21 protein-coding genes are annotated in these 21,748 nt (G+C 69.1%); 12 read left to right on the top strand and 9 right to left on the bottom strand.

What is annotated here, in order from left to right:
* Positions 1-27: 27 nt before the first annotated feature.
* Positions 28-1,422 (bottom strand): HlyD family type I secretion periplasmic adaptor subunit, encoded by a 1,395-nt coding sequence (locus IT40_RS18915; RefSeq protein ID WP_084197280.1) that lies wholly within the window; start codon positions 1,420-1,422, stop codon positions 28-30.
* Positions 1,419-3,161, bottom strand: coding sequence for a type I secretion system permease/ATPase (locus IT40_RS18920; RefSeq protein ID WP_036758360.1), 1,743 nt, complete (start codon positions 3,159-3,161; stop codon positions 1,419-1,421). The genes IT40_RS18915 and IT40_RS18920 overlap by 4 nt, the downstream gene beginning before the upstream one ends.
* A 160-nt stretch (positions 3,162-3,321) precedes the next feature.
* On the opposite strand from IT40_RS18920, the gene IT40_RS18925 reads away from it, so the two are divergent.
* Both IT40_RS18925 and IT40_RS18930 read left to right on the top strand, forming a co-directional pair.
* The gene (locus tag IT40_RS18925; RefSeq protein ID WP_036758361.1) at positions 3,322-4,059 is read left to right on the top strand and encodes an MlaA family lipoprotein; all 738 of its coding nucleotides are present in this window, start codon (positions 3,322-3,324) and stop codon (positions 4,057-4,059) included.
* Positions 4,049-4,645: an MlaC/ttg2D family ABC transporter substrate-binding protein gene (locus tag IT40_RS18930; protein WP_036758363.1), complete on the top strand. Its 597-nt coding sequence runs from the start codon at positions 4,049-4,051 to the stop codon at positions 4,643-4,645. The genes IT40_RS18925 and IT40_RS18930 overlap by 11 nt, the downstream gene beginning before the upstream one ends.
* Before the next feature lie 147 nt (positions 4,646-4,792).
* Here the strand turns inward: IT40_RS18930 and IT40_RS18935 are convergent, their stop codons facing one another.
* Positions 4,793-7,123 (bottom strand): transglycosylase domain-containing protein, encoded by a 2,331-nt coding sequence (locus IT40_RS18935; RefSeq protein ID WP_036758364.1) that lies wholly within the window; start codon positions 7,121-7,123, stop codon positions 4,793-4,795.
* 259 nt (positions 7,124-7,382) lie between these two features.
* On the opposite strand from IT40_RS18935, the gene IT40_RS18940 reads away from it, so the two are divergent.
* Positions 7,383-8,828: an ammonium transporter gene (locus IT40_RS18940; RefSeq protein ID WP_208021306.1), complete on the top strand. Its 1,446-nt coding sequence runs from the start codon at positions 7,383-7,385 to the stop codon at positions 8,826-8,828.
* Positions 8,829-8,898: 70 nt separating this feature from the next.
* Here IT40_RS18940 and IT40_RS18945 read toward each other — a convergent pair whose 3' ends face one another.
* On the bottom strand, positions 8,899-9,900 hold the full coding sequence (locus tag IT40_RS18945; protein ID WP_036758418.1) for a polyprenyl synthetase family protein: 1,002 nt from the start codon (positions 9,898-9,900) through the stop codon (positions 8,899-8,901).
* A 75-nt stretch (positions 9,901-9,975) separates the two neighbouring features.
* Between IT40_RS18945 and IT40_RS18950 the strand changes: the two genes are divergently transcribed.
* Genes IT40_RS18950 through IT40_RS27820 form a run of 3 tightly spaced genes read left to right on the top strand, consistent with a single transcriptional unit; the run spans position 9,976 to position 11,162 of the window.
* Positions 9,976-10,188, top strand: coding sequence for a putative signal transducing protein (locus IT40_RS18950; RefSeq protein ID WP_024845043.1), 213 nt, complete (start codon positions 9,976-9,978; stop codon positions 10,186-10,188).
* Positions 10,181-10,939: a tRNA1(Val) (adenine(37)-N6)-methyltransferase gene (locus IT40_RS18955; RefSeq protein ID WP_036758369.1), complete on the top strand. Its 759-nt coding sequence runs from the start codon at positions 10,181-10,183 to the stop codon at positions 10,937-10,939. Before IT40_RS18950 ends, IT40_RS18955 begins: the two co-directional genes overlap by 8 nt.
* A 58-nt stretch (positions 10,940-10,997) precedes the next feature.
* Complete coding sequence (locus IT40_RS27820; protein WP_072461905.1) at positions 10,998-11,162, top strand: YdcH family protein; 165 nt, start codon at positions 10,998-11,000, stop codon at positions 11,160-11,162.
* Positions 11,163-11,261: 99 nt separating this feature from the next.
* Here IT40_RS27820 and phbB read toward each other — a convergent pair whose 3' ends face one another.
* From phbB to IT40_RS18970, 3 genes are all read right to left on the bottom strand, one after another.
* Positions 11,262-11,987 carry a beta-ketoacyl-ACP reductase gene (gene phbB / locus IT40_RS18960; RefSeq protein WP_036758372.1) on the bottom strand — a complete coding sequence of 242 codons (726 nt, stop codon included), beginning with the start codon at positions 11,985-11,987 and terminating at the stop codon, positions 11,262-11,264.
* Positions 11,988-12,073: 86 nt separating this feature from the next.
* A complete protein-coding gene (locus IT40_RS18965; protein ID WP_036758375.1) occupies positions 12,074-13,249 on the bottom strand; it encodes an acetyl-CoA C-acetyltransferase in 1,176 nt (391 codons plus the stop codon).
* 289 nt (positions 13,250-13,538) lie between these two features.
* Entirely contained in the window at positions 13,539-14,366 is an 828-nt protein-coding gene (locus IT40_RS18970) for an EAL domain-containing protein (protein WP_036758378.1), read from the bottom strand.
* Positions 14,367-14,458: 92 nt separating this feature from the next.
* Here IT40_RS18970 and IT40_RS18975 point away from each other — a divergent pair, with 92 nt between their 5' ends.
* Positions 14,459-15,043: a DNA-3-methyladenine glycosylase I gene (locus IT40_RS18975; protein WP_036758380.1), complete on the top strand. Its 585-nt coding sequence runs from the start codon at positions 14,459-14,461 to the stop codon at positions 15,041-15,043.
* On the opposite strand, the gene IT40_RS18980 is transcribed toward IT40_RS18975, so the two are convergent.
* The gene (locus IT40_RS18980) at positions 15,021-15,575 is read right to left on the bottom strand and encodes a TlpA family protein disulfide reductase (RefSeq protein ID WP_036758383.1); all 555 of its coding nucleotides are present in this window, start codon (positions 15,573-15,575) and stop codon (positions 15,021-15,023) included. The genes IT40_RS18975 and IT40_RS18980 overlap by 23 nt on opposite strands.
* A gap of 22 nt (positions 15,576-15,597) precedes the next feature.
* Here IT40_RS18980 and argH point away from each other — a divergent pair, with 22 nt between their 5' ends.
* From argH to IT40_RS19005, 5 genes are all read left to right on the top strand, one after another.
* The gene (gene argH, locus IT40_RS18985) at positions 15,598-17,007 is read left to right on the top strand and encodes an argininosuccinate lyase (RefSeq protein WP_036758385.1); all 1,410 of its coding nucleotides are present in this window, start codon (positions 15,598-15,600) and stop codon (positions 17,005-17,007) included.
* Positions 17,004-17,171 carry a hypothetical protein gene (locus IT40_RS29325; RefSeq protein ID WP_036758388.1) on the top strand — a complete coding sequence of 56 codons (168 nt, stop codon included), beginning with the start codon at positions 17,004-17,006 and terminating at the stop codon, positions 17,169-17,171. Before argH ends, IT40_RS29325 begins: the two co-directional genes overlap by 4 nt.
* Positions 17,152-17,427 carry a DUF2834 domain-containing protein gene (locus IT40_RS18995; protein ID WP_036758391.1) on the top strand — a complete coding sequence of 92 codons (276 nt, stop codon included), beginning with the start codon at positions 17,152-17,154 and terminating at the stop codon, positions 17,425-17,427. The genes IT40_RS29325 and IT40_RS18995 overlap by 20 nt, the downstream gene beginning before the upstream one ends.
* Positions 17,427-18,692 (top strand): diaminopimelate decarboxylase, encoded by a 1,266-nt coding sequence (gene lysA, locus IT40_RS19000; protein ID WP_036758395.1) that lies wholly within the window; start codon positions 17,427-17,429, stop codon positions 18,690-18,692. Before IT40_RS18995 ends, lysA begins: the two co-directional genes overlap by 1 nt.
* A 90-nt stretch (positions 18,693-18,782) precedes the next feature.
* The gene (locus IT40_RS19005; protein WP_036758398.1) at positions 18,783-21,296 is read left to right on the top strand and encodes a DUF4175 domain-containing protein; all 2,514 of its coding nucleotides are present in this window, start codon (positions 18,783-18,785) and stop codon (positions 21,294-21,296) included.
* A gap of 55 nt (positions 21,297-21,351) precedes the next feature.
* On the opposite strand, the gene IT40_RS19010 is transcribed toward IT40_RS19005, so the two are convergent.
* Positions 21,352-21,748 (bottom strand): hypothetical protein (locus IT40_RS19010; protein ID WP_208855406.1); only part of this gene is annotated, 397 nt, incomplete at its 5' end.

Consider the following 21,748-nt stretch of genomic DNA (forward strand, 5'->3'; position numbering starts at 1 on the left):
GAAGAATGACGGGGGTCGGGGGCCTTTTCAATTCTCGCGGAAGGCGCGGGTGAAGTAATCCGTCAGGGGCTTGACCAAATAGGCCATCGGGCTGCGTTCGCCGGTCTGGACATAGACCTCGACCGGCATGCCGGGCACCAGTTCCAGACCCTTCAGCTTTTCGGCCTCGGCGGCGGGGATCGTCACCTCGCCGCGGTAATAGGGCACATGCGTCGCCGGGTCGACCAACGTGTCGGGCGAGACGCGGCTGAGCATCCCGTCGATCTCGGGCGTGGTGCGCGAGGAGAAGGACGAGAAGCGCAGCACCACCTTTTGTCCGGCGTGGACCTCGTCGATGTTGATGGTGGCGATGCGGGCGGCAACCAGCAGCGGCCGGTCTTGCGGGATGATGAACAGGATCGGATCGGCCGGGCGGATCACCGAGCGCGGGGTGGTGATCTGCAATTCCTGCACCACGCCCGAGACCGGGGCGCGGATGTCCAGCCTGGCGATGCGCTCGGCCAGCGCGCGGCGGCGCTCGGCCAGTTCCAGCTCGCGATAGCCCAGCTCACGCAGCTCGGTTTCGGCGGCTTCGCGGCGGGTCGCGGTCTTTTCCAGCCGCGACAGGTCGATTTCGGCCAGCTGCGTCACCGCGCGGGCGCGCGTCGCCGTCGCCTCGCCCAGAAGCCCGTCGAGCCGGGCGGCCTCGCGTTCCAGCGCCAGCACGCGCGGGGCCTGCGCCAGGCCCTTTTCCAGCAAGGACCGCTGGTCGCGCAATTCCTGGGCGATGAAGCCGCGCTGCTGCTCCAGCGCCTGGGTCTGCGCGTCCACGCCGCCGATCTGCGCCTGCACCTGTTCGGATTGCTTGGCCAACTGGCCCAGCGATTGCTCCAGCGTGTCGAGCCGGGCCTGGAACAGGCTGGCCTGTCCCTCCATCAGCGCGGCGAGTTCGGGGCGGCTGGCGGCGGCCTCGACCAGCTCGGGCGGGAAGGCGATCTGCTTGCGGTCGGCACGCTCGGCCTCGAGCCGGCCGCGGCGGGCGAGGATCTCGAAATACTGCCCCTCGACGATGGCGAGTTCGGTGCCCAGAAGCGCGCCGTCCAGCCGGATCAGCGGCTGGCCGGCGGTCACGCTTTCGCCGTCGTGGATCAGGATCTCGGCCACGACCCCGCCATCGGGGTGCTGGACGACCTGGCGGCGCTGCTCGACCTCGACCTGGCCGGGCGCGACCACGGCGCCGGCGATGCGCGCGGTCCAGGACCAGAGCCCGAATCCGCCGACCAGCACCAGCATCGCCGCCAGGCCCAGGATGACCGGGCCACGCGCCGACCAGTCGGGGCGGCTGGACGGCGGTGGCGCCGGGGCCGGATGCGGGGCCAGCGCGGCGGTCGGCTGGGCGCGCAGATGCGGCGTGGCCTCGGCGGGCTGATTCGGATCGTTCATGTCACCCCTCCGCCGTGGCCCTGGGCACGGGCGATCTGCTCGGCGTTCTTGACCAGGGATTTCAGCACCTCGTCGCGCGGGCCGAAGGCGCGGCGCAGGCCCTGGTCCAGCACCAGCAGCAGATCGCATTCGGTGATCGCCGCCGGGCGATGCGCCATGATGATGACCGCGCCGCCGCGCGCCTTGATGGTGCGGATGGCGAGGTTCAACGCCGTCGATCCCTCGTTGTCGAGGTTCGAGTTCGGCTCGTCCAGGACGAAGATCACCGGGTCGGCGTAAAGCGCGCGGGCCAGGCCGATGCGCTGGATCTGGCCGCCGGAAAGCTGTCCGCCGGCCTGGCTGACGCGGGTGTCGTAGCCCTGCGGCAGGTCCAGGATCATGCGATGCGCGGCGGCGGCCGTGGCTGCGGCGACGACGCGCTGCGGATCGGGCTGGGGCGAGAGGCGGGCGATGTTTTCCGCGATGGTGCCGTCGAACAGCGTGACCTGCTGCGGCAGATAGCCGATCAGCCGGCCAAGCGCGTCCGGGTCGTATTGGTCCAGCGTCGCGCCCCCGAGCCGGATCGAGCCCGAGGCGACGGGCCAGGCGGCGATCAGCGCCCGCGCCAGCGTGGTCTTGCCGGCGCCCGAGGGGCCGATCACCCCCAGCGCCTGGCCGGGGGCAAGGTCGAAGCTGACCCCGCGCAGCATCGCCGCCCCCTGGCCGGGGGGCACGACGGCCAGGTTGCGCACCTCGAGCCGGGCCTCGGGCCGCGGCAGGGGCGTGCGCTGCACGACAGGCGGGCGGCGCGAGAGCAGTTCGGCCAGCCGCTTCCAGCCGTCCTGGGCGCGCTGGACGATGGACCAGCCGCCCACCACCTGCTCGACCGGGGCCAGCGCCCGGCCCATCAGGATCGACGAGGCGATCATGGCGCCCGGGGTCACCTCCTGGCGCAGCACCAGCCAGGCGCCGGCGGCCAGGAGCGCGCTTTGCAGAAACAGCCGGAAGGTGCGGGAGAAGACGGTGAAGCTGGTGGCGCGATCGCTGGCGCGCAGCGTCGCCTCGGTCGCCTTGTCGCGCGCCGCCTGCCAGCGCCGGAAGGCCGCCGCCCGCATGCCGAGCGAGCCGATCAGCTCGCCCTCGTCGCGGTAGAGGTCGGACATGCGCTCGGCCGACTGGCCGGCGATGCCCGCCTGCTGCAGCAGGTCGCGGCTGAGCCATTGGTTCAGCAGCGTCGCCGCGACCAGCACCGCCATGCCGGCCGTCGCTACCGCGCCCAGGATCGGGTGGAAGATGAAGACCGCCGCCAGGAAGAACGGTGCCCAGGGCAGGTCGAACAGCGCCATCAGCACCGGCGAGGCGATCAGCCGCTGCACCGCCTCGAGATCGCGCATCCCGCCGCGCACCACCAGCTCCGAGCCGGCGGCCTGGCCGTCCTGCAAGGCGGCGGTGAAGACCCGCCCCTCCATCCGTTCCTGGAAGCGGGCGGCGATGCGGGACATGACGCGGTTGCGCGCCAGGTCGATCACCCCCATCAGCGCGAAGAGAAAGGCGACCAGCAGGAACAGCGCCGTCAGCGTCTCGACCGAGCGGCTGGCCAGGACGCGGTCATAGACCTGCATCATGAACAGCGGCCCGGTCAGCATCAGCAGGTTCACCGCGAATGAGAACAGGCCGACCATGGCATAAAGCTGCCAGGCCAGGCCGCGCGCGGATTTCAGCTCGCTTTGGCCGTCATGTCGCATCGGCGGCAAGGCCATGCCGGTTCCTTCCTTGTCATCCTGACCGGGCTTGCCCGGAATCGCCCCAGCGCATATCCCAAAGCGCAGCCGTGAAACAGTCCGCCGCCGCCCCGCCGTCTGCCCCGAGGCGAATCGCCGCTGGTCCGCCGAGTCTTAGCTTCAGAAGGTTATCAAAAGCTTGTCTGCATGGAACTTTTCCCTTCTCCTTGTCGCGACCGTGACGCTGGTGGCCTGTTCGGACCGCGACGGCGACGGCATCCAGGACCCCTATGAGCCGATGAACCGCAAGGTCCATGCCTTCAACCGCGGGCTGGATGCGCATGTTGTCAAGCCGTTGGGCACCGGCCTGTCGGGCGGCGAGGGTGGCGAGGGCGGCGGGATCGGCAGCCATGCCGTTGCGGGGCTTGGCAATTTCGGCGCGAACCTGGCGCAGCCGGGCAGGGTGGTGAACCACCTGCTGCAGGGCAGGCCGGGGCCGGCGGCGCGCAGCACCCTGCGCTTTCTGGTGAACACCACGGTCGGCATGGCGGGTTTCCTCGACCCCGCCGCCAGCGATTTCGCCCTGCCCGAGGAGGATACGGATTTCGGCCAGACGCTTGCCCGCTGGGGCGTCGGCGAGGGGCCCTATCTGGAACTGCCGCTGATCGGCCCCTCGACCGGGCGCGATGCGGTCGGCCGCGTCGTCGATTTGGCCATCGACCCGATGCGCGGCTGGCTCAACCGCGACCAATACCTGATCGGCATGGGGGCGCGGCTCGCCTCAAAAGCCGGTGAACGGGGCCGTTTCGGCGATTCCGTCGATTCCATCCTGCATGAAAGCGCCGATAGTTATGCCCAGACGCGGCTGATCTGGTTGCAGCATCGCCGCCACGAACTGGGCGAGGAAGGAGAACACATTGACCCTTATGCCGAATGACACCCGCCGCGGCTTCCTGGGCCTGGTCGGCGCGGGACTGGCCATCGCCGCCCGGCCCGCCTGGGCGCTCGACACCGGCGAGGCGCGGGCGCTGATCGAGAAATCCCTGGCCGAAGTCTATGCCGTCATCAACTCCGGCCAGCCCCCGGCGCAGATGTATCGCGCCTTCGAGGCGATCTTCGCGCGCTATGCGGATGTCGAGATCATCGCCCGCTCGGCGCTGGGACCGGCGGCGCGCCAGGCGGGCGGGGCCGAGTTCGCCGCCTATCGCCAGGCGTTCCAGGGCTATATCGGCCGCAAATACGGCAAGCGCTTCCGCGAGTTCATCGACTCGAAGATCGAGGTGACGGGCGCCAAGCCGGTGAAATCCTTCTTTGCCGTGACCTCGGTCGCCTATCTCAAGGGGCGCAGCCCGATGGAGGTGGAGTGGCATGTCTCGGACAAGTCCGGGAAAAGCCGCTATTTCAACATCATCATCGAGGGGGTGAACATGCTCGCCTCGGAACGGGCCGAGATCGGGGCGATGCTGGCGCGGCGCAAGGGCGATCTGGCGGCGCTGACCGCCGACCTGCAACAGGCGGGCTGAGCCCCCGCCGCCCAGGATCATGAAAAAGCGCTTCTTCGTTCCTTAAATACTCGCTGCAACGGTGCAAACCCGCGCAAGCGCGGCAGAAAGGGGCCAAACCCCATCCACCAAAGGAAAAGGCCGGTCCCCCAGGGGCCGGCCTTCCTGCTATTGCTGATAGACCCCTTCGATGCCGCGCAACGCCTGGGTCAGCGCGTCGTCGGTGCCGGGCGGCGGCATCTCGGCCTCGGGGCCGCTGGTGACGGTCTCGGCCGGGAAGGTCGGCGGGCCGCCTGGCGTCTGCACGCCGGGGTCGGGCAGGGCGCGCCCGGCCTCGGCCGAGGGCTGGGCCTGGCCGCCTTGCGGCGAAGGCTGGCCAAGCGCCTCGGAAAGCGCCGCGGCCAGCGGATCGGCCGCGCCCTCGCCGCCGGTGCTGACCACCTGCGGCACGGCGCTGTCGGGATCGAAGGCGAAATTGCCCAGGGGCTCGACCGGCAGGCCCTCGTGGATCTCGGTCATCACCGCCTGCCAGATCTCGGCCGGCAGCCCGCCGCCGGTCACGCCCTTCAGCGGCGTGTTGTCGTCATAGCCCATCCAGACCCCGGTCACATATTGGCCGGTGAAGCCGATGAACCAGGCGTCGCGATAGCTCGAGGTGGTGCCGGTCTTGCCCGCCGCCGGACGGCCGGGCAGCCTGGCGCGGGTGCCGGTGCCGCGCTCGATCACCTGCTGCATCATGCCGATCAGCTCGCGCGACGCCTTTTGCGAGATCACGCGCTGGCCCATGCCGCCGACCTGGCCGATCAGCGCCTGGTCGTCGCCCTTGATGCGCAGCTCGACCAGGCCATAGGGGCTGACGGCGGTGCCGCCGTTGCGGATGCCGGCATAGGCGCCGGTCATCGCCAGCAGCGTCGATTCCGACACGCCGAGCCCCAGCGAGGGGCCGCTGGCCAGGTCGCTGGCAAAGCCGAAATCCTGCGCCACGCGGCGCACGGCATCGCGGCCGGCGATTTCCTGCAGGCGAATGGTGGCGGTGTTCAGCGACTGCGACAGGGCGCGGGTCAGCGTCACCTCGCCCGAATAGCGGCGGGTGTAGTTCTGCGGCGACCACGGCCCCGAGCCGCGCACGTTGATGGTCAGCGGCGCGTCCAGCACCGTGTCGTTCGGGCTGTAGCCCTGGTCCAGCGCGGCGGCATAGACGAAGGGCTTGAAGCTGGAGCCGGTCTGCCGCTTGGCCTGGGTCGCGCGGTTGAAGGTGCCGGTCGCGGTATTGTCGCGCCCGCCGATCATGGCGCGCACCGCGCCGTCGGGCGACATGACCACCACGGCCGCCTGCGCCTTGGAACCCTCGGCGACCTTTTCGTCGAAGATGCGCTTCAGCGCACGCTCGGCGGCGCGCTGCACGCGCTGGTCGAAGGTGGTGGTGATGGTGACGTCCTCGGTCGTCTCGCTGGTCAGGAAGCCGGGGCCGGATTCCATCACCCAATCGGCGAAATAGCCGCCGGCCCGCGCCGCCGCCGCCTTGGACAGCACCGCCGGCTGCGCCTTGGCCTCGGCGAATTGCTTGTCGTCCAGATAGCCCTGGTCGTGCATCAGCCCCAGGATCACCGTGGCCCGGTCCTGCGCGCGTTGCAGGTTCGAGGTCGGCGCGAAATAGCTGGGCGCCTTGAGCAGGCCGGCCAGCATCGCCGCCTCGGCCGCGTTCACCTCGGCCGCCGACTTGTCGAAATAGCGCTGCGCCGCCGCCTCGAAGCCGCGCGCCCCCGCCCCCAGATACGAGCGGTTCATGTAGATGTTCAGGATGTCCTGCTTGGAGTATTTGAACTCCATCGCCAGCGCATAGGGCACTTCCTTGACCTTGCGCCAGATCGAGGACTTGCGGCATTCCGCCTCGAAATCGGCCTCGGACTTCCAGCGGATCGGGTCGAAGGTCTCGCCCAGGCACAGAAGCTTGGCGACCTGCTGGGTGATGGTCGAGCCGCCGTTGCCCTCCAGCGGGCCGCGGCCGGCGGCCATGTTGATCTTGATGGCGCTGGCGATGCCCTGCGGGTCCACGCCCGGATGGCGATAGAATCGCTTGTCCTCGGTCGCGACCACCGCGTCCTTCAGCACCGGGGCGATCTTGTCGGCGCTGACCATGCCGAAAGTTTCGCCACGCCAGGCGAAGACCCGGCCCTCGGTATCCTGCATGGTGACGGAACCGCGGGCACGGCCGTCGAAAAGCGCCGCAGGTTCGGGCAGCGTGGTGTAGAAATAGAAGCTGGCGGCCAGCAGAATCAGCGCCACCGTCAGCCCCAGCCGCCAGAGCGAACCCCAGACCACCCGCCACACCAGCGCGATGATTCCCGCGATTCCCCGCGTCACCACATTGCCGCCGCGCTGCCGCCTGGGCGGCTTGCCAGGGGACGATCCGCCGGTTCGTTTCTGCGCTTTCTGAGGGGCTTGGTCGAAATTGCGCTTGTCCGCGACAATGCGGCCCTTGCCGGTCGGTTTCTTCATGCCTGCTTTCCTGCCCGGCCGATTGCTCCGGCCCGTTGGCGCGCAACATACATCAAAGCCAAGGGCTTGAGAACCGAGATGACCTATCAGTGAACTGCCGCCTCCGGCCGCAAAACCCGGCATTCCTGCCCCAAATTCAGGCAGGCGAGGGGCGGGATGGGCCGAAAGCTGCACAAACCTTGTGCCTGGGCGGGGCCGGCGGGTTTCCTGACCGGGACATGGAACTGCTGCAACGCAGAAAGAAGGTGCAGGAAACATGATGAGACCAACCGCGATCAAACCCATGATCCCGGCGCTCGCCCTCCCGCTGATCGGGCTGGCGGTGCCGGCCCTGGCGCAGGATGCCGAGGCCCCGGCGGCGACCGTCGAAGCCGTCGTCGAGACCCTGGCGCCCATCGTCGACAAGGGCGACACCACCTGGATGATGATTTCGGCCATCCTGGTCATGGCCATGTCCATTCCGGGGCTGGCGCTGTTCTATGGCGGGCTGGTGCGCGCCAAGAACATGCTGTCGGTGCTGATGCAGGTCTTTACCGTCTTCTGCATCATGTCGATCCTGTGGGTCTGCTTCGGCTATTCGCTGGCCTTCACCGGCGCCGGCTCGGCCGAGGAGGCGACCTGGCTGACCCCGTTCATCGGCGGCTTCTCCAAGGCGTTCCTGGCCGGCGTCGACACCTCGTCCCTGGCCGAGACCTTCACGACGAACGTCTATGTGCCGGAATATGTCTTCATCATCTTCCAGATGGCCTTCGCCTGCATCGCGCCGGCGCTGATCGTCGGCGCCACGGTCGAGCGGATGAAATTCGCGGCCATGCTGGCCTTCGTGGTGATTTGGTTCTTCTTCTCCTACCTGCCGATGGCCCATATGGTCTGGTGGTGGGGCGGCCCCTCGGCCTTCGACGCGCCCGGCGGCTTCCTCTTCGGCCATGGCGACCTGGACTTCGCGGGCGGCACGGTCATCCACATCAACGCCGGCGTCGCCGGCCTGGTCGCCGCGCTGGTCGTCGGCCCGCGGCTGGGCTACGGCAAGGAGCTGATGGCGCCGCACAACCTGCCCTTCACCTTCCTGGGCGGCTGCCTGCTGTGGATCGGCTGGTTCGGCTTCAACGCCGGCTCGAACATGGAGGCCACCGGCACCGCCGCCATGGCGATCCTGAACACCACCGTCGCCACCGCCGCCGCCGCGCTGGCCTGGGCCTTTGGCGAATGGCTGCTGCGCGGCCATCCCTCGCTGCTGGGCGGGGTCTCGGGCGCCATCGCCGGCCTGGTCGGCATCACGCCCGCCGCCGGTTTCGTCGGCCCCATGGGCGCCATCGTCATCGGCCTGGCCGCGGGCTTCCTGTGCATGTGGTTCGTCATCAGCCTGAAGGCCAAGCTGGGCGTGGACGAAAGCCTGGACGTGTTCGGCATCCACGGTGTGGGCGGCATCGTCGGCGCCATCCTGACCGGCGTCTTCGCCGCGCCCTCGCTGGGCGGCTCGGGCATCTACGACTATGCGACGGAATCGGTCTCCGCCAGCTATGACATCGCCAGCCAGGTGATGACCCAGACGCTGGGCGTGATCGTGGCGGTGGTCTGGTCGGCCGTGGTCTCGTTCATCGCGCTGATGATCGTCAAGGCGGTGATCGGCCTGCGCGTCTCGGGCAATGACGAGCGGCAGGGCCTGGACGTCACCACCCATGGCGAGAACGCCTATAACAACTGAGGCAGCGCTTCAGGCAAAGGAAAAGCCCGGCACATGCGCCGGGCTTTTTCATTTGCGCCGGGGGCCTTGGTCAGGACAGGCGCGAGACCACGAAATCCGCCAGGTCCGCCAGGATGCGGCGCAGGGGCTGGTCGGGCGCGGCTTGCAGCGCGGCCTTGGCACGGCCGGCCCAGGCGATCGCATCGGCGCGGGCGGCCTCCAGCGCCTCGCGGCGGCGCAGGATCTCCAGCGCGGTGGCAAGGTCGGCCTCGTCCTGCCGGCCCTGGCCGATGGTGCGTTCCCAGAAGGCGCGCTCGGCCTCGTCGGCGCGGGCGATGGCCTTGATCACCGGCAGCGTCAGCTTGCGCTCGCGGAAATCGTCGCCGACGTTCTTGCCGATGGTCGTGGTCGAGCCGCCGTAATCCAGCAGGTCGTCCACGATCTGGAAGGCGATCCCCAGCGCATCGCCATAGTCGAACAGCGCCTGCTGCACCGCCGGGTCGGCGCCGGCCACCACCGCCCCCGCCTCGGTCGCGGCGGAAAACAGCGCCGCTGTCTTGCCGCGCACGATCTGGATATAGGTGTCCTCGGTGGTCGAGACGTCCTGCGCGGCGGTCAGCTGCAGCACCTCGCCCTCGGCGATGGTGGCGCTGGCATTGGCCAGGATGCGCATGACCTGCATGCTTTCCGTATCCGCCATCAGCTGGAAGCTGCGCGCGAACAGGTAGTCGCCGACCAGCACGCTGGACTTGTTGTCCCACAGAAGGTTGGCCGTCGGCCGGCCGCGCCGCTGCTGGCTTTCATCGACCACGTCGTCGTGCAGAAGCGTCGCGGTATGGATGAACTCGACCGCCGCGGCCAGCAGCACATGGCTGTTCCCCTGATAGCCGCACAGCCGCGCCGCCGCCAGCACCAGCATCGGCCGCAGCCGCTTGCCGCCGGCCTCGACCAGATGCGCGGTCACTTCCGGAATGCGGGGGGCGTGGCGGCTGGCCATGCGCTCGCGGATCAGCGCATTGACCCGGTCCATATCCCCGGCCAGTTCCACGGAGAGCCGGTCGAGCGGCTTGGAGACGTTTTCGTTCATGCCCATCAGCGATCCCCTTTCGCCGCCAGCCATTGCCACGCCATGGACACATGCGCAACAGCCGCGTAACTTTCCCATGTCATGAAAGAGCTTCTGCGCACCACCGACCCGCTTCTCATCACCCGGGCCGCCGACCTGCTGGCGGCCGAGGGGATCCATGCCTTTCCGCTGGACCAGCACATGAGCGTGCTGGAGGGTTCGCTGGGCATCTTGCCGCGGCGGCTGATGGTGGCGGACCGCGACCTGTTCATGGCGCGCGCCATCCTGCGGGACAATCGCATCCACCATGACTGAACTGCGCGAGGACGGGTTCCTCGGCGGCCGGCTGCGCATCGCCCAGCCCGCGCGCGGCTATCGCGCCGGGGCGGATGCGGTGATGCTGGCGGCGGCTTGCCCGGCGCGGCCCGGCGACAGCGTGCTGGAACTGGGCTGCGGGGCGGGGGTGGCGATGCTCTGCCTGGGCGCGCGGGTGCCGGGCCTGCGGCTGGCCGGGCTGGAACTCCAGCCCGCCTATGCCGAGCTGGCGCGACGCAATGCCGCAGCCAATGCCATCCCGGCCGAGCTGCATGAGGGCGACCTGGCCCGGATGCCCACCGCCCTGCGCGGCCAAAGCTTCGACCATGTGATCGCCAACCCGCCCTATTTCACCGGCGGCCCGCCGGCGCCCGATGCCGGCCGCGGTCGCGCCCGGCACGAGGCGACGCCCCTGCCGCTGTGGATCGAGGCCGGGCTGCGCCGCCTGTGGCCCGGCGGCTGGCTGACGCTGATCCAGCGCGCCGACCGGCTGGCCGAGATCCTGGCCGCGCTTTCACCCCTGGCCGGGGCGATCACGATCCTGCCAGTCGCGGCGCGCGAGGGGCGCGAGGCGGGGCGCGTCATCGCCTGCGCCCGCAAGGGCGCGCGCGCGCCGCTACGCCTGCTGTCGCCCTTTGTCATGCATGCAAAACCGTCACATTCCGGCGACGAAGAGGATCTGACAAAGGCCGCGCAGGCGGTTTTGCGCGAGGGTGCGGCACTTTCGCTCGGCGGGCCGAATTTCCGGTGACAATGTGACGATTCTATGCTGCAATCCCTTGGTTCGATCAATCCAAGAGGAGGACGGAATGTCGGTTGAATCCCATGTGCAGGAGCTTCGCCGCAAACATCAGTCACTTTCGAACGCCATCGAGGCCGCGCATCGCAGCCCCGGCACGGATGACCTCACCATCGCCCGGATGAAGAAGGAAAAACTTCGCCTCAAGGAAGAGATCACGCGCCTGTCGCATTGACCTGCGGCACGGGCGGGCCTGGCCCGCCCGAAGGCCACGACCATGGAATGAGAAACGGCCCGCGACATCTCGCGGGCCGTTGCCTGTCGGGGGGGCGGCTCAGACGAAGAACTGGCCGCCGTTCGCGCTGATGGTCGAGCCGGTAATGAAGCCGGCATCCTCCGAGGCCAGGAAGACCACGCAGCGCGCGATTTCCTCGGGCTCGCCCAGGCGGCCGACCGGGATCTGGGGGATGATGCGCTCGTTCAGCACCTTCTCGTCGATGGCGCGGACCATCTCGGTGCCGATATAGCCGGGGCAGATCGCGTTCACGGTGATGCCGGCGCGCGCGCCTTCCTGGGCCAGCGCCTTGGTAAAGCCCAGGTCGCCCGCCTTGGCCGCCGAATAGTTCGCCTGGCCGGCCTGGCCCTTCTGGCCGTTGATCGAGCTGATGTTGACGATGCGGCCGTATTTGCGGTCGCGCATGCCCGACCAGACCGGATGGGTCATGTTGAACAGGCCCGTCAGGTTGGTGTCGATGACCTCTTTCCACTGCTGCGACGTCATCTTGTGGAACATCGAGTCGCGGGTGATACCGGCATTGTTGACCAGCACGGCGATGGGGCCAAGCTCTTCCTCGACCTGCTTGATGCCCGCCGCGCAGGCGTCGTAATCCGCCACCGACCATTTGTAGGTCTTGATGCCGGTTTCTTCGGTAAAGGCGCGGGCGGCATCGTCATTGCCGGCGTAATTCGCCGCGACCGTATAGCCGGCCTCCTTCAACGCCTTCGAGATCGCCGCGCCGATGCCGCGCGACCCGCCGGTCACAAGGGCCACTTTTGCCATTTTTCGTCCCCCTTTGAAAATGGTCGTGAAATTGTGTTACCGAACTGGCGTGGCGCGCGCAAGATAGTTGCGCGCGCCTTTTCGGCTCAGGGACGCTCGAGGCACAGGGCGACGCCCATGCCGCCGCCGATGCACAGCGTGGCCAGGCCCTTTTTCGCGTCGCGGCGCTGCATTTCGAACAGCAGCGTGTTCAGGATGCGGCAGCCCGAGGCGCCGATGGGGTGGCCGATGGCGATGGCGCCGCCGTTCACGTTCACGATCGAGGGATCCCAGCCCATGTCGCGGTTCACGGCGATGGCCTGGGCGGCAAAGGCCTCGTTCGCCTCGACCAGGTCCAGGTCGCCGACCGACCAGCCGGCCTTTTCCAGCGCCTTGCGGCTCGCGGGGATCGGGCCGGTGCCCATGATCTGCGGGTCCACCCCGGCGGTCGCGTAGGAGGCGATGCGCGCCAGCGGCGTCAGCCCGCGCCGCGCCGCCTCGTCCTCGGTCATGACCAGCACGGCGGCGGCGCCGTCGTTCAGCCCCGAGGCATTGGCGGCGGTCACGCTGCCCTCCTTGCTGAAGGCGGGGCGCAGCTTTTCCATCGCGTCCAGCGTGGCGCCGTGGCGGATGTATTCGTCGGCATCGACCACGGTCTCGCCCTTGCGGGACTTGATGGTCACGGGCACGATCTCGTCGGCGAACTTGCCGGCCTTCTGCGCGGCCTCGGCCTTGTTCTGCGAGGCGACGGCGAACTGGTCCTGCTCGGCCCGCGCGATCTCCCATTTCGCGGCGACGTTCTCGGCGGTAGTGCCCATGTGGTAGTCGTGGAAGGCGTCCCAGAGCCCGTCCTTGATCATGGTGTCGAGCATCTTCATGTCGCCCATCTTCTGCCCGGCGCGGATATAGGCGGCATGGGGCGCCAGCGACATGGATTCCTGGCCGCCGGCCACGACGATCCGGGCGTCACCCAGCAGCACCTGCTGCGCCGCCAGCGCCACCGTGCGCAGGCCCGAGCCGCAGACCTGGTTGATGACCCAGGCCGCCGATTCCTGCGGGAAGCCGGCCTTGATATGCGCCTGGCGGGCGGGGTTCTGGCCCTGGGCGGCGGTCAGCACCTGGCCCAGGATGGTTTCGGACACTTCGGAAGGATCAACCCCGGCGCGTTCGACGACCGCCTTCAGGACGATGGCGCCAAGCTCATGCGCCGGCAGGTTCGCAAAGGACCCCAGAAAGCTGCCGACGGGGGTGCGGGCGGCTGAAACGATTACGGCTTTGGTCATGACGGGGCTCCTTCCCAGATAGGCCGATAATATCGGTGACAGGAAGACTGTTTGCCGTTTCGTTACCCGAGGTCAAGCGGACTTGCGGCTGCGTCGCCCCCGACAGGCCCCGTCGCCGCGGCGGCTGAGCGCCCGTCCGCCCAGGCGGGCCACGCTGCGGCGCCGGCAAGCCCGCCTGCCGATCCGCGCAGGCCGGCCGGTCGGTCGGGAAATCTCCACCCCCGCCGGCAGGGCCGCGGGGACGGTTGTCGCGGGGGCCAAGGCGTTTCTACTGCCGGGTGAATCGGGTTTAGTTGCGCCGGGCGGCTGTGTTGGGCGATTTCCAGGGCGGCACGATGGTCGGGGCGCCGAAATAATAGCCCTGCAGGCAGTCGATGCCCATGTCGATCAGGAAGGCGGCGTCCTCGGCCGTCTCGACCGATTCCGCGACGGTGAACATGTCGAAATGCCGGGCAATGGATTGCAGCGCCCGCGTCAGCACCTGGTTGTCGCGCTGCATGGCGATGTCGCGGACGAACTGCCCGTCGATCTTGACCATGTCGAAGCAGAAATCGCGCAGGTAGCGGAACGAGGTATAGCCGGCGCCGAAATCGTCCAGCGCGAAGCTGACGCCCTGGGCCTGCAACTCCTGCATGAATTGCTCGACCAGTTCGGGCATGCCCATGGCCGAGCTTTCGGTGATTTCCAGGATCAGCCGTTCGGCGATGCTCACATCCCCGGCGATGCCTTCGTGCAGCGTGCGCAGCCAGGCCGGATAGCCGATGGAACGCGCCGACATGTTGATCGAAAGCCTGAGCGAGGGCTCCTCGGCCAGGGATTTCAGCCCCAGCGACAGCGCCAGGCAGTCGATCTGCCGCCCCAGTTCCGTCGTCTCGGCCAGCGGCAGGAAGTCGCGCAGCGGCACGATGCGCCCGGTTTCGTCGATGATTCGGATCAGCCCTTCGTGGAAGGCCGCGTGGTCGGTGCGATCCGCCTGCACCACCGGCTGATAGGCCAGGACGGCGTCGCCGCGCGATACTGCGCGCCGCACCGTCGCCATTGTCACCCGCGACTGCCGGTCCACGGCGAAATCCAGCGGAGAGCCCATTTCCAGTCGCGAATCGATATTGTCGGTCATGCCAAGACTCCTGTCATCGACGGCACTCTGGCGATCATGTCCTAAGATCGCGTAAACTGGAGCCGCATTCTCGACTCGAGGTTAACGGATCCTTGCCCGACCTGACCGAACGCTGCGCCTGGTGCGGCTCCGACCCACTTTACGTCGCCTATCACGACCATGAATGGGGCGTGCCGGAATATGATTCGCGCGCGCTTTGGGAAAAGCTGGTGCTGGACGGTTTCCAGGCCGGGCTGAGCTGGATCACCATCCTGCGCAAGCGCGAGGCCTTTCGCGAGACCTTCGAGGGCTTCGACCCCGAGCGCGTCGCCGCCTGGGGCGAGGCCGAGGTGGGGCAGGCCCTGCAAAACCCCGGCATCATCCGCCATCGCGGCAAGATCGAGGCGGCCGTCAAGGGCGCGCGGCTGTTTCTGGAGATCGAGGGATCGCAGGGGTTTTCGCCCTTCATCTGGTCCTTCGTCGGCGGCCGGCCGATCCAGAACCGCTTCACTGCCCTGAGCCAGGTTCCCGCCAGGACGCCGCAATCCGAAGCCATGGCCAAGGCGTTGAAAAAGCGCGGCTTCAACTTTTGCGGGCCGGTGATCACCTATGCCTTCATGCAGGCCTGCGGGCTGGTCAACGACCACGTGACCCATTGCCCGGCCCATGCCCGCGTCAGGGCGCTGTCGCCTGCCTGACCAGTTCCCTTGCCGCCTCCGAGGACCAGTCGGCGCCGCCGATCAGCCGCGCGATCTCGTTGCCGTCGCGGTCGATCAGCACCGTCACCGGCATGCCCATCACCCCCATCTCGCGCGCCAGCTGCTGGCGCGGGTCCAGATGCACCGGCAGATGGGCGATGCCTTCCTCGTCCAGGAATTTCCTGACCGCGGGTGGCGGGTTGTGGCCGGCGGCGATGGCCAGCACCTCGAAATCCGCGCCGCCCATCTCGGCCTGCAGGGCGTCGAGCGAGGGCATTTCCTCGCGGCAAGGGGCGCACCAGGTCGCCCAGAAATTCAGCAGCACCACCTTGCCCCGCCAGTCGGCCAGGCTGTGCGTGCCGCCCTCGGGGTCGGTGAAGGTCGTGGCGGGCACCGGGGTCGGATCGGTCGGCGCCAGCTTGGCCAGCCCGCCGTCATGCGCGGCCTGCCAGTCGATTTCGCCGGCAAATGCCGGGCCGAAACCCGCATTTGCACCGATCAGCAGCGCCGTATAAAGAACCAGCCAACGCATTCCACCCCCCGAAGGACAAGTCATGACCGAGCAGCCCACCACCGCCAACCAGATGTGGGGCGGACGTTTCGCCGCAGGCCCGGACGCGATCATGGAGGCGATCAACGCCTCGATCGGCTTCGACCGGCGGCTTTATGCCCAGGACATCCGGGGCAGCCGCGCCCATGCCGCGATGCTTGCGGCACAAGGCATCATCAGCACTAGCGATGCCGAGGCGATCGGGGAAGGGCTGCTCACGGTCTTGTCAGAGATCGAGGTGGGGGAGTTTCCCTTTTCCACCGCGCTGGAAGACATCCACATGAACGTGGAATCGCGGCTCAAGGAGATCGTCGGCGAGCCGGCGGGGCGGCTGCACACGGCGCGAAGCCGCAACGACCAGGTGGCGACCGACTTCCGGCTGTGGGTGCGCGACCAATGCGACGCGGCCATCGCCGGCCTCGACGCGCTGATCCGCGTCGCCCTGTCGCAGGCCGAGCGCGGCGCGGATTGGGTCATGCCGGGCTTTACCCATCTGCAGACCGCGCAGCCGGTGACCTGGGGCCATCACATGATGGCCTATGTCGAGATGTTCGGCCGCGACCTGTCGCGTTTCCGGGACGCGCGCAAGCGCATGAACGAATCGCCCCTCGGCGCCGCCGCCCTGGCCGGCACCGGCTTTCCCATCGACCGCGAGGCGACGGCGCGCGCGCTGGGCTTCGACCGGCCGATGGCCAACAGCCTCGATGCGGTCAGCGACCGCGATTTCGCGCTGGAGTTCCTGTCCTCGGCCGCGATCTGTGCCGTCCACCTGTCGCGGCTGGCCGAGGAGCTGGTGATCTGGTCCTCGGCCCAGTTCCGCTTCGTCACCATGTCGGACCGCTTCTCGACCGGCTCGTCGATCATGCCGCAGAAGAAGAACCCCGACGCGGCCGAGCTGATCCGGGCCAAGATCGGCCGCATCCTTGGGGCGGCGGTGGCGCTGTTCGTGGTGATGAAGGGCCTGCCGCTCGCCTATTCCAAGGACATGCAGGAGGACAAGGAGCAGGTCTTCGACGCCGCCGACAACCTGATGCTGGCGCTGGCCGCGATGGAGGGCATGCTGTCGGACCTGACGGCCAACCGCGAGCGGCTGGAGGCGGCGGCGGGCTCGGGGTTTTCCACCGCGACCGACCTGGCCGACTGGCTGGTGCGCGAGGCCGGGCTGCCCTTCCGCGACGCCCATCACGTCACCGGCGCGCTGGTCGCCCTGGCCGAGAAGGCCGGGATCGACCTGCCGGAGTTGACTCTGGCGCAGATGCAATCGGTCCATCCGGCGATCACCGCGGATGTCTATAACGTGCTGGGCGTGCATAACTCGGTCGCCTCGCGCATGTCCTATGGCGGCACCGCGCCCCAGCAGGTCCGCGCCCAGATCGCCCGTTGGAAACAGAAACTGGAGGAGAAATCCGCATGACGCAGCACCTGCTTTTGGCCGCCTTCGCGCTGATCCTGGCCACCCTGGCCGCCTGTGGGGTCGATGGTGCGCCGACCCGTCCCGAGCCTGCCCGTGAAACCGTCCGCGAACCCGGCGTGCATATCAGCGGCGAGGCGCGTTTCGGTGTCATCAAGCAGCTCTGAGCTGACGCCCCTGCGGCTGGCCTGGGCGGCGCTTGCGCTGGCCGGCCTGGCCGTGGCGCTGTGGCGGGGCGAGGCGCTGTGGCAGGGCGCCGGCGGGTCCGAACTGCTGGCGCAGGCCACGCTGGCGCTGTGGTGCCTGGTCGAGACCATGCTGCGCCGCAACTGGGCGGCGCTGCTGACGCTGCCGGCGCTGGCGCTGGGGATCGGCTTTGCGCTGCCGCTTTATCTGTTCATCCGCTCTCGCAGGATCACCTGATGGATCACTTCAACTATGTCGACGGCTGGCTTCATGCCGAGGAGGTGCCCCTGGCCCGCATCGCGGCCGAGGTCGGCACCCCGGTCTATGTCTATTCCACCGCCACGCTGACCCGGCATTTCAAGCTGTTCCAGCAGGCGCTGGATTGGACCGATCACCTGGTCTGCTTTGCGGTCAAGGCCAACTCGAACATCGCCGTGCTGAAGCTTCTGGGCGACCTGGGCGCGGGCATGGACATCGTCTCGGGCGGGGAATACGCGCGGGCGAAGGCGGCGGGCGTGCCGGGCGAGCGGATCGTGTTCTCCGGCGTCGGCAAGACCGAGCCCGAGATGCGCATGGCGCTGGAAGGCGGCATCCGCCAGTTCAACGTCGAATCCGAGCCGGAACTGGAACTGCTGTCGCGCGTGGCCGCCGCGATGGGGGTCGAGGCGCCGGTCGCCGTGCGGGTGAACCCCGACGTCGATGCAAGGACGCATGAGAAGATCGCCACCGGCAAGTCCGAGAACAAGTTCGGCATCCCCATCGCGCGCGCGCGCGGGGTCTATGCCCATGCCGCGCGGCTGCCCGGCATCAAGGTGGTCGGCATCGACATGCATATCGGCAGCCAGCTGACCGACCTGGAGCCCTATCGGCTGGCCTATGCCAAGATGGCCGAGCTGACCCGCGCCCTGCGCGCCGACGGGCATGCGATCACCCGGCTCGACATGGGCGGCGGCCTGGGCATTCCCTACCGGCGCGACAACAATGCGCCGCCCTTGCCGATCGAATACGGCCAGGTGATCCGCGATGCCGTGGGCGACCTGGGCTGCGAGATCGAGATCGAGCCGGGGCGCAACATTGCCGGCAATGCCGGCATCCTGCTGTCCTCGGTGATCTATCTGAAACAGGGCGAGGGGCGGGATTTCCTGATCCTCGACGCGGCGATGAACGACCTGATCCGGCCGGCGATGTATTCGGCGCATCACGACATCGTGCCGGTGCGCGAGCCGGCGCCGGGGGCCGAGGTCGCGCCCCATGACGTGGTCGGCCCGGTCTGCGAGACCGGCGACACCTTCCAGAAGGCGGTCGATCTGCCGGTGCTGGGTCCGGGCGACCTGGTGGCGCTGCGCTCGGCCGGGGCCTATGGCGCGGTGATGGCCTCGGAATACAATTCCCGGCCGCTGGTGCCCGAGGTTCTGGTCAGCGGCGATCAATTCGCCGTCATTCGGGCGCGACCGACGCTTGAGGAAATGCTGGGACGCGATACCATCCCGGAATGGCTTTAGGTATCGCTTCCTGCTGCGTGGTCGCCGGGGGTTTCACACCCCCGGACCCCCGTGGGATATTTGTCCACGGAAGAACGAGGGGGCGGGGCCATGGATCCCGCTGAGCCGCGCCGGATCCGCTGGGCGGTCGGGCTGACCCGCGCCGGCATGTGCTGGGAGGCGCTGGCCGCCGCCTTCTGGCCCCTGGGCGTGGTCTTGGCGCTGGTGCTGGCGGCGCTGGCCTTTGGCGCGACCGATCTTTTTTCCTCGCGGGCGCTGATCTGGCTGATGGGCCTGGTGGGCCTGGCCGCGGTGCTGGCCTTCGGCTGGGGGGTGCGGCGGTTCCGGCGGCCCTCGGCCGCGGCGGCGCGGCTGCGGGTCGACCTGACCCTGCCGGGGCGGCCGCTTTCGGCGCTGCGCGACCGTCTGGTCCTGGGGGCCGGGGACGGCGGCGCGGATGCGCTGTGGCGCGCGCATCTGGCGCGGATGGAGCAGGTGGCCTCTGCCGCGCGTCCGGTTGCGCCCGATGCGCGGCTGCGCTGGCGCGATCCGGTCGCCTTGCGGCTGGCCGGCATGGTGGCGCTGGTCATGGCGCTGGTCTTTGCGCCGGCGGGGCAGCTGGGGCAGGGCCTTGCCGCCCTGGGCGCGACCTTCCGGCCCCTGCCCGAGGCGCGTCCCGGCGCCGAGGCCGGGCCGTCATGGGAGGGCTGGGCCGCGCCCCCCGCCTATACCCGGCGCCCGACGCTTTACCTGAACGCCCTGCCCGAGGGGCAGGGGTTGGAGTTGCCCAAGGGTTCGAAGCTGAGCTTCCGGCTTTACGGCGAAGGCGCCGAAATAGCGCAGGATATCGGCGTGGCGGTTCCGGGCGGCGATCCCGCGGCGCCCGAGTTCATGGCCGAGCGCGACGGGGCGATCGAGGTCGCCGGGCGGCGCTTCGACGTGACCGTGCTGCCAGATGCGGTGCCGGTGGTGGCGCCCGGCAAGGCGCCCGAGCGGCGCGCCGACGGAAGGCTGGTGCAGGAATTCACCGCCAGCGACGACAATGGCATCGCGGCGGGCCATGCGGTCATCGCGCTGGACCTGGATGCGGTGGACCGCCGCTTTGGCCTGGCCCTCGATCCCGAACCGCGCGAGGCGGTGGAGCTGGAACTGCCCCTGCCCGCGACCGGCAGCCGCAAGCAGATCCGCGGCCGGCTGGTGGGTGACCTGGCGCGCCATCCCTGGGCCAACCTGCCGGTGACGGTTTCGCTGAAGGTCGAGGACGGGATCGAGCAGCAGGGCGTCTCGGCCCCGATGCGCATGGTGCTGCCGGGGCGGCGCTTCTTCGACCCGCTGGCGGCGGCGCTGATCGAGGTGCGGCGCGACCTGCTGTGGTCGCGCGACAATGCCGCCCGCAGCGCCCAGATCCTGCGTGCGGCGAGCTGGCAGCCCGAGGGCTTCATGGAGGAGGAGCTGTATCACGGCCTGCGCGGTGCCGTCGGCACGCTGGAATCCGGCAACCTGGGCGAGGAGGCGCGCAACAAGCTGGCGCAGCTGCTGTGGGATGCGGCCGTCGCGCTGGAGGATGGCGGGCTGGCCGATGCGCTGGAGCGCATGCAGCAGGCGCAGGAGCGGCTGTCCGAGGCGATCCGCAACGGCGCCAGCCCCGACGAGATCCAGCGCCTGATGGACGAGCTGAAGCAGGCCACCGACGATTACCTTGACATGCTGGCCCAGCAGCAGGGGCAGGATCCGGCCGAGCGTTTCGACCGCTCGCCCCAGAACCGCCAGCAGATCACCGGCGACCAGATCCAGCAGATGATGGACGAGATCCAGCGCCTGATGAACGAGGGCCGCATGGCCGAGGCCCAGGAATTGCTGGAGCAGTTCAACCGCATGATGCAGAACATGCGGGTGACGCAATCCGAGGGCGGCGAGGGCGGCCGCCAGCGGCCGATGAACCGGCTGGCCGAGACCCTGCGCGACCAGCAGAAGCTGGCCGACGAGGCCATGCGCCAGATGCAGGACCGGTTCGGCCAATGGCAGCCGGGCGAGGAGGGGCAGGAGGGCCAGGGCGACCAGCAGGGCCAGCAGCTTGCTGACCGCCAGCGCGAGTTGCGCGAGGATCTGGGCCGGCAGCGCGGCTTGCTGCCCGGCCACGGCACCCCGCAGGGCGAGGAGGCGCGGCGCCAGCTGGACGAGGCCGGCCGCGCCATGGAGGATGCCGAGCAGGCGCTGCGCGAGGGCGATGCCGCCGGCGCGATGGAGCGCCAGGCCCAGGCGATCCAGTCCATGCGCGAGGGGATGCGGGCGCTGGGCGACATGATGGCGCAGGACCAGCAGCAGGGCCAGGACGGCCAGCCGCAGCAGGGCGGGCAGCAGGACGGCCCCGAGGGGCCCTCGGGCGATCCGCGCGGGCAGCGCGGGCTGGCGCAGCCCTATGATCGCCAGCCGCAGACCGATCCGCTGGGCCGGGCGCTGTCGGGCGACGGCGGTTCGATCACCTCGGGCGATCCCTTGGCCGAGGGCGGCGATCCCTCGCGCAAGGCCCGCGAATTGCAGGACGAGATCCGCCGGCGCAGCGGCGAGCGCGAGCGGCCGCGCGACGAGCGCGACTATCTGGGGCGGCTGCTGGAGAATTTCTGAAAAAGGTGGGCCGCCGGCCCTGGCGGCGCGCCGTTCGGATTGCGCGGCGAGCTCCCTATCGGCTCAGGATGCGGTCGTGGAGCCAGAGCCGGCCCTGGTCGACCTGCTGGCGCCAGTCGGCGAGCCAGCCGCCGCCTTCCTCGGCCGGGATCTGCGGCGCCAGCGCATAGAGGATCACCGCCCCCAGCGCCAGCATCGCGGCAAGGCCGAAGCCCATGCCGTAGCCGCCGCTGCGCTGTCGGCGCACCGGCACCAGGGCGGGAACCGGCGCCTCGCGCTGGGCGGGGGCCGCGGCGGGCTCGGCCGGGTTGGCCGCGGCCCCCGCCGGGGATCGGGTGGTGGCTTTCGCCGCCATGAAGTACACCCCCCCCTGCATGCCCGAAAAGCGTTTCAGGGCCGGCCCCGCCGTTGAGCGTGTCATTGCCGTCGCCACCCCAAAGCATATCGTACCC

Origin of the sequence: Paracoccus versutus (assembly GCF_000763885.1) — a bacterium.
Taxonomy (GTDB): Bacteria; Pseudomonadota; Alphaproteobacteria; order Rhodobacterales; family Rhodobacteraceae; genus Paracoccus; species Paracoccus versutus.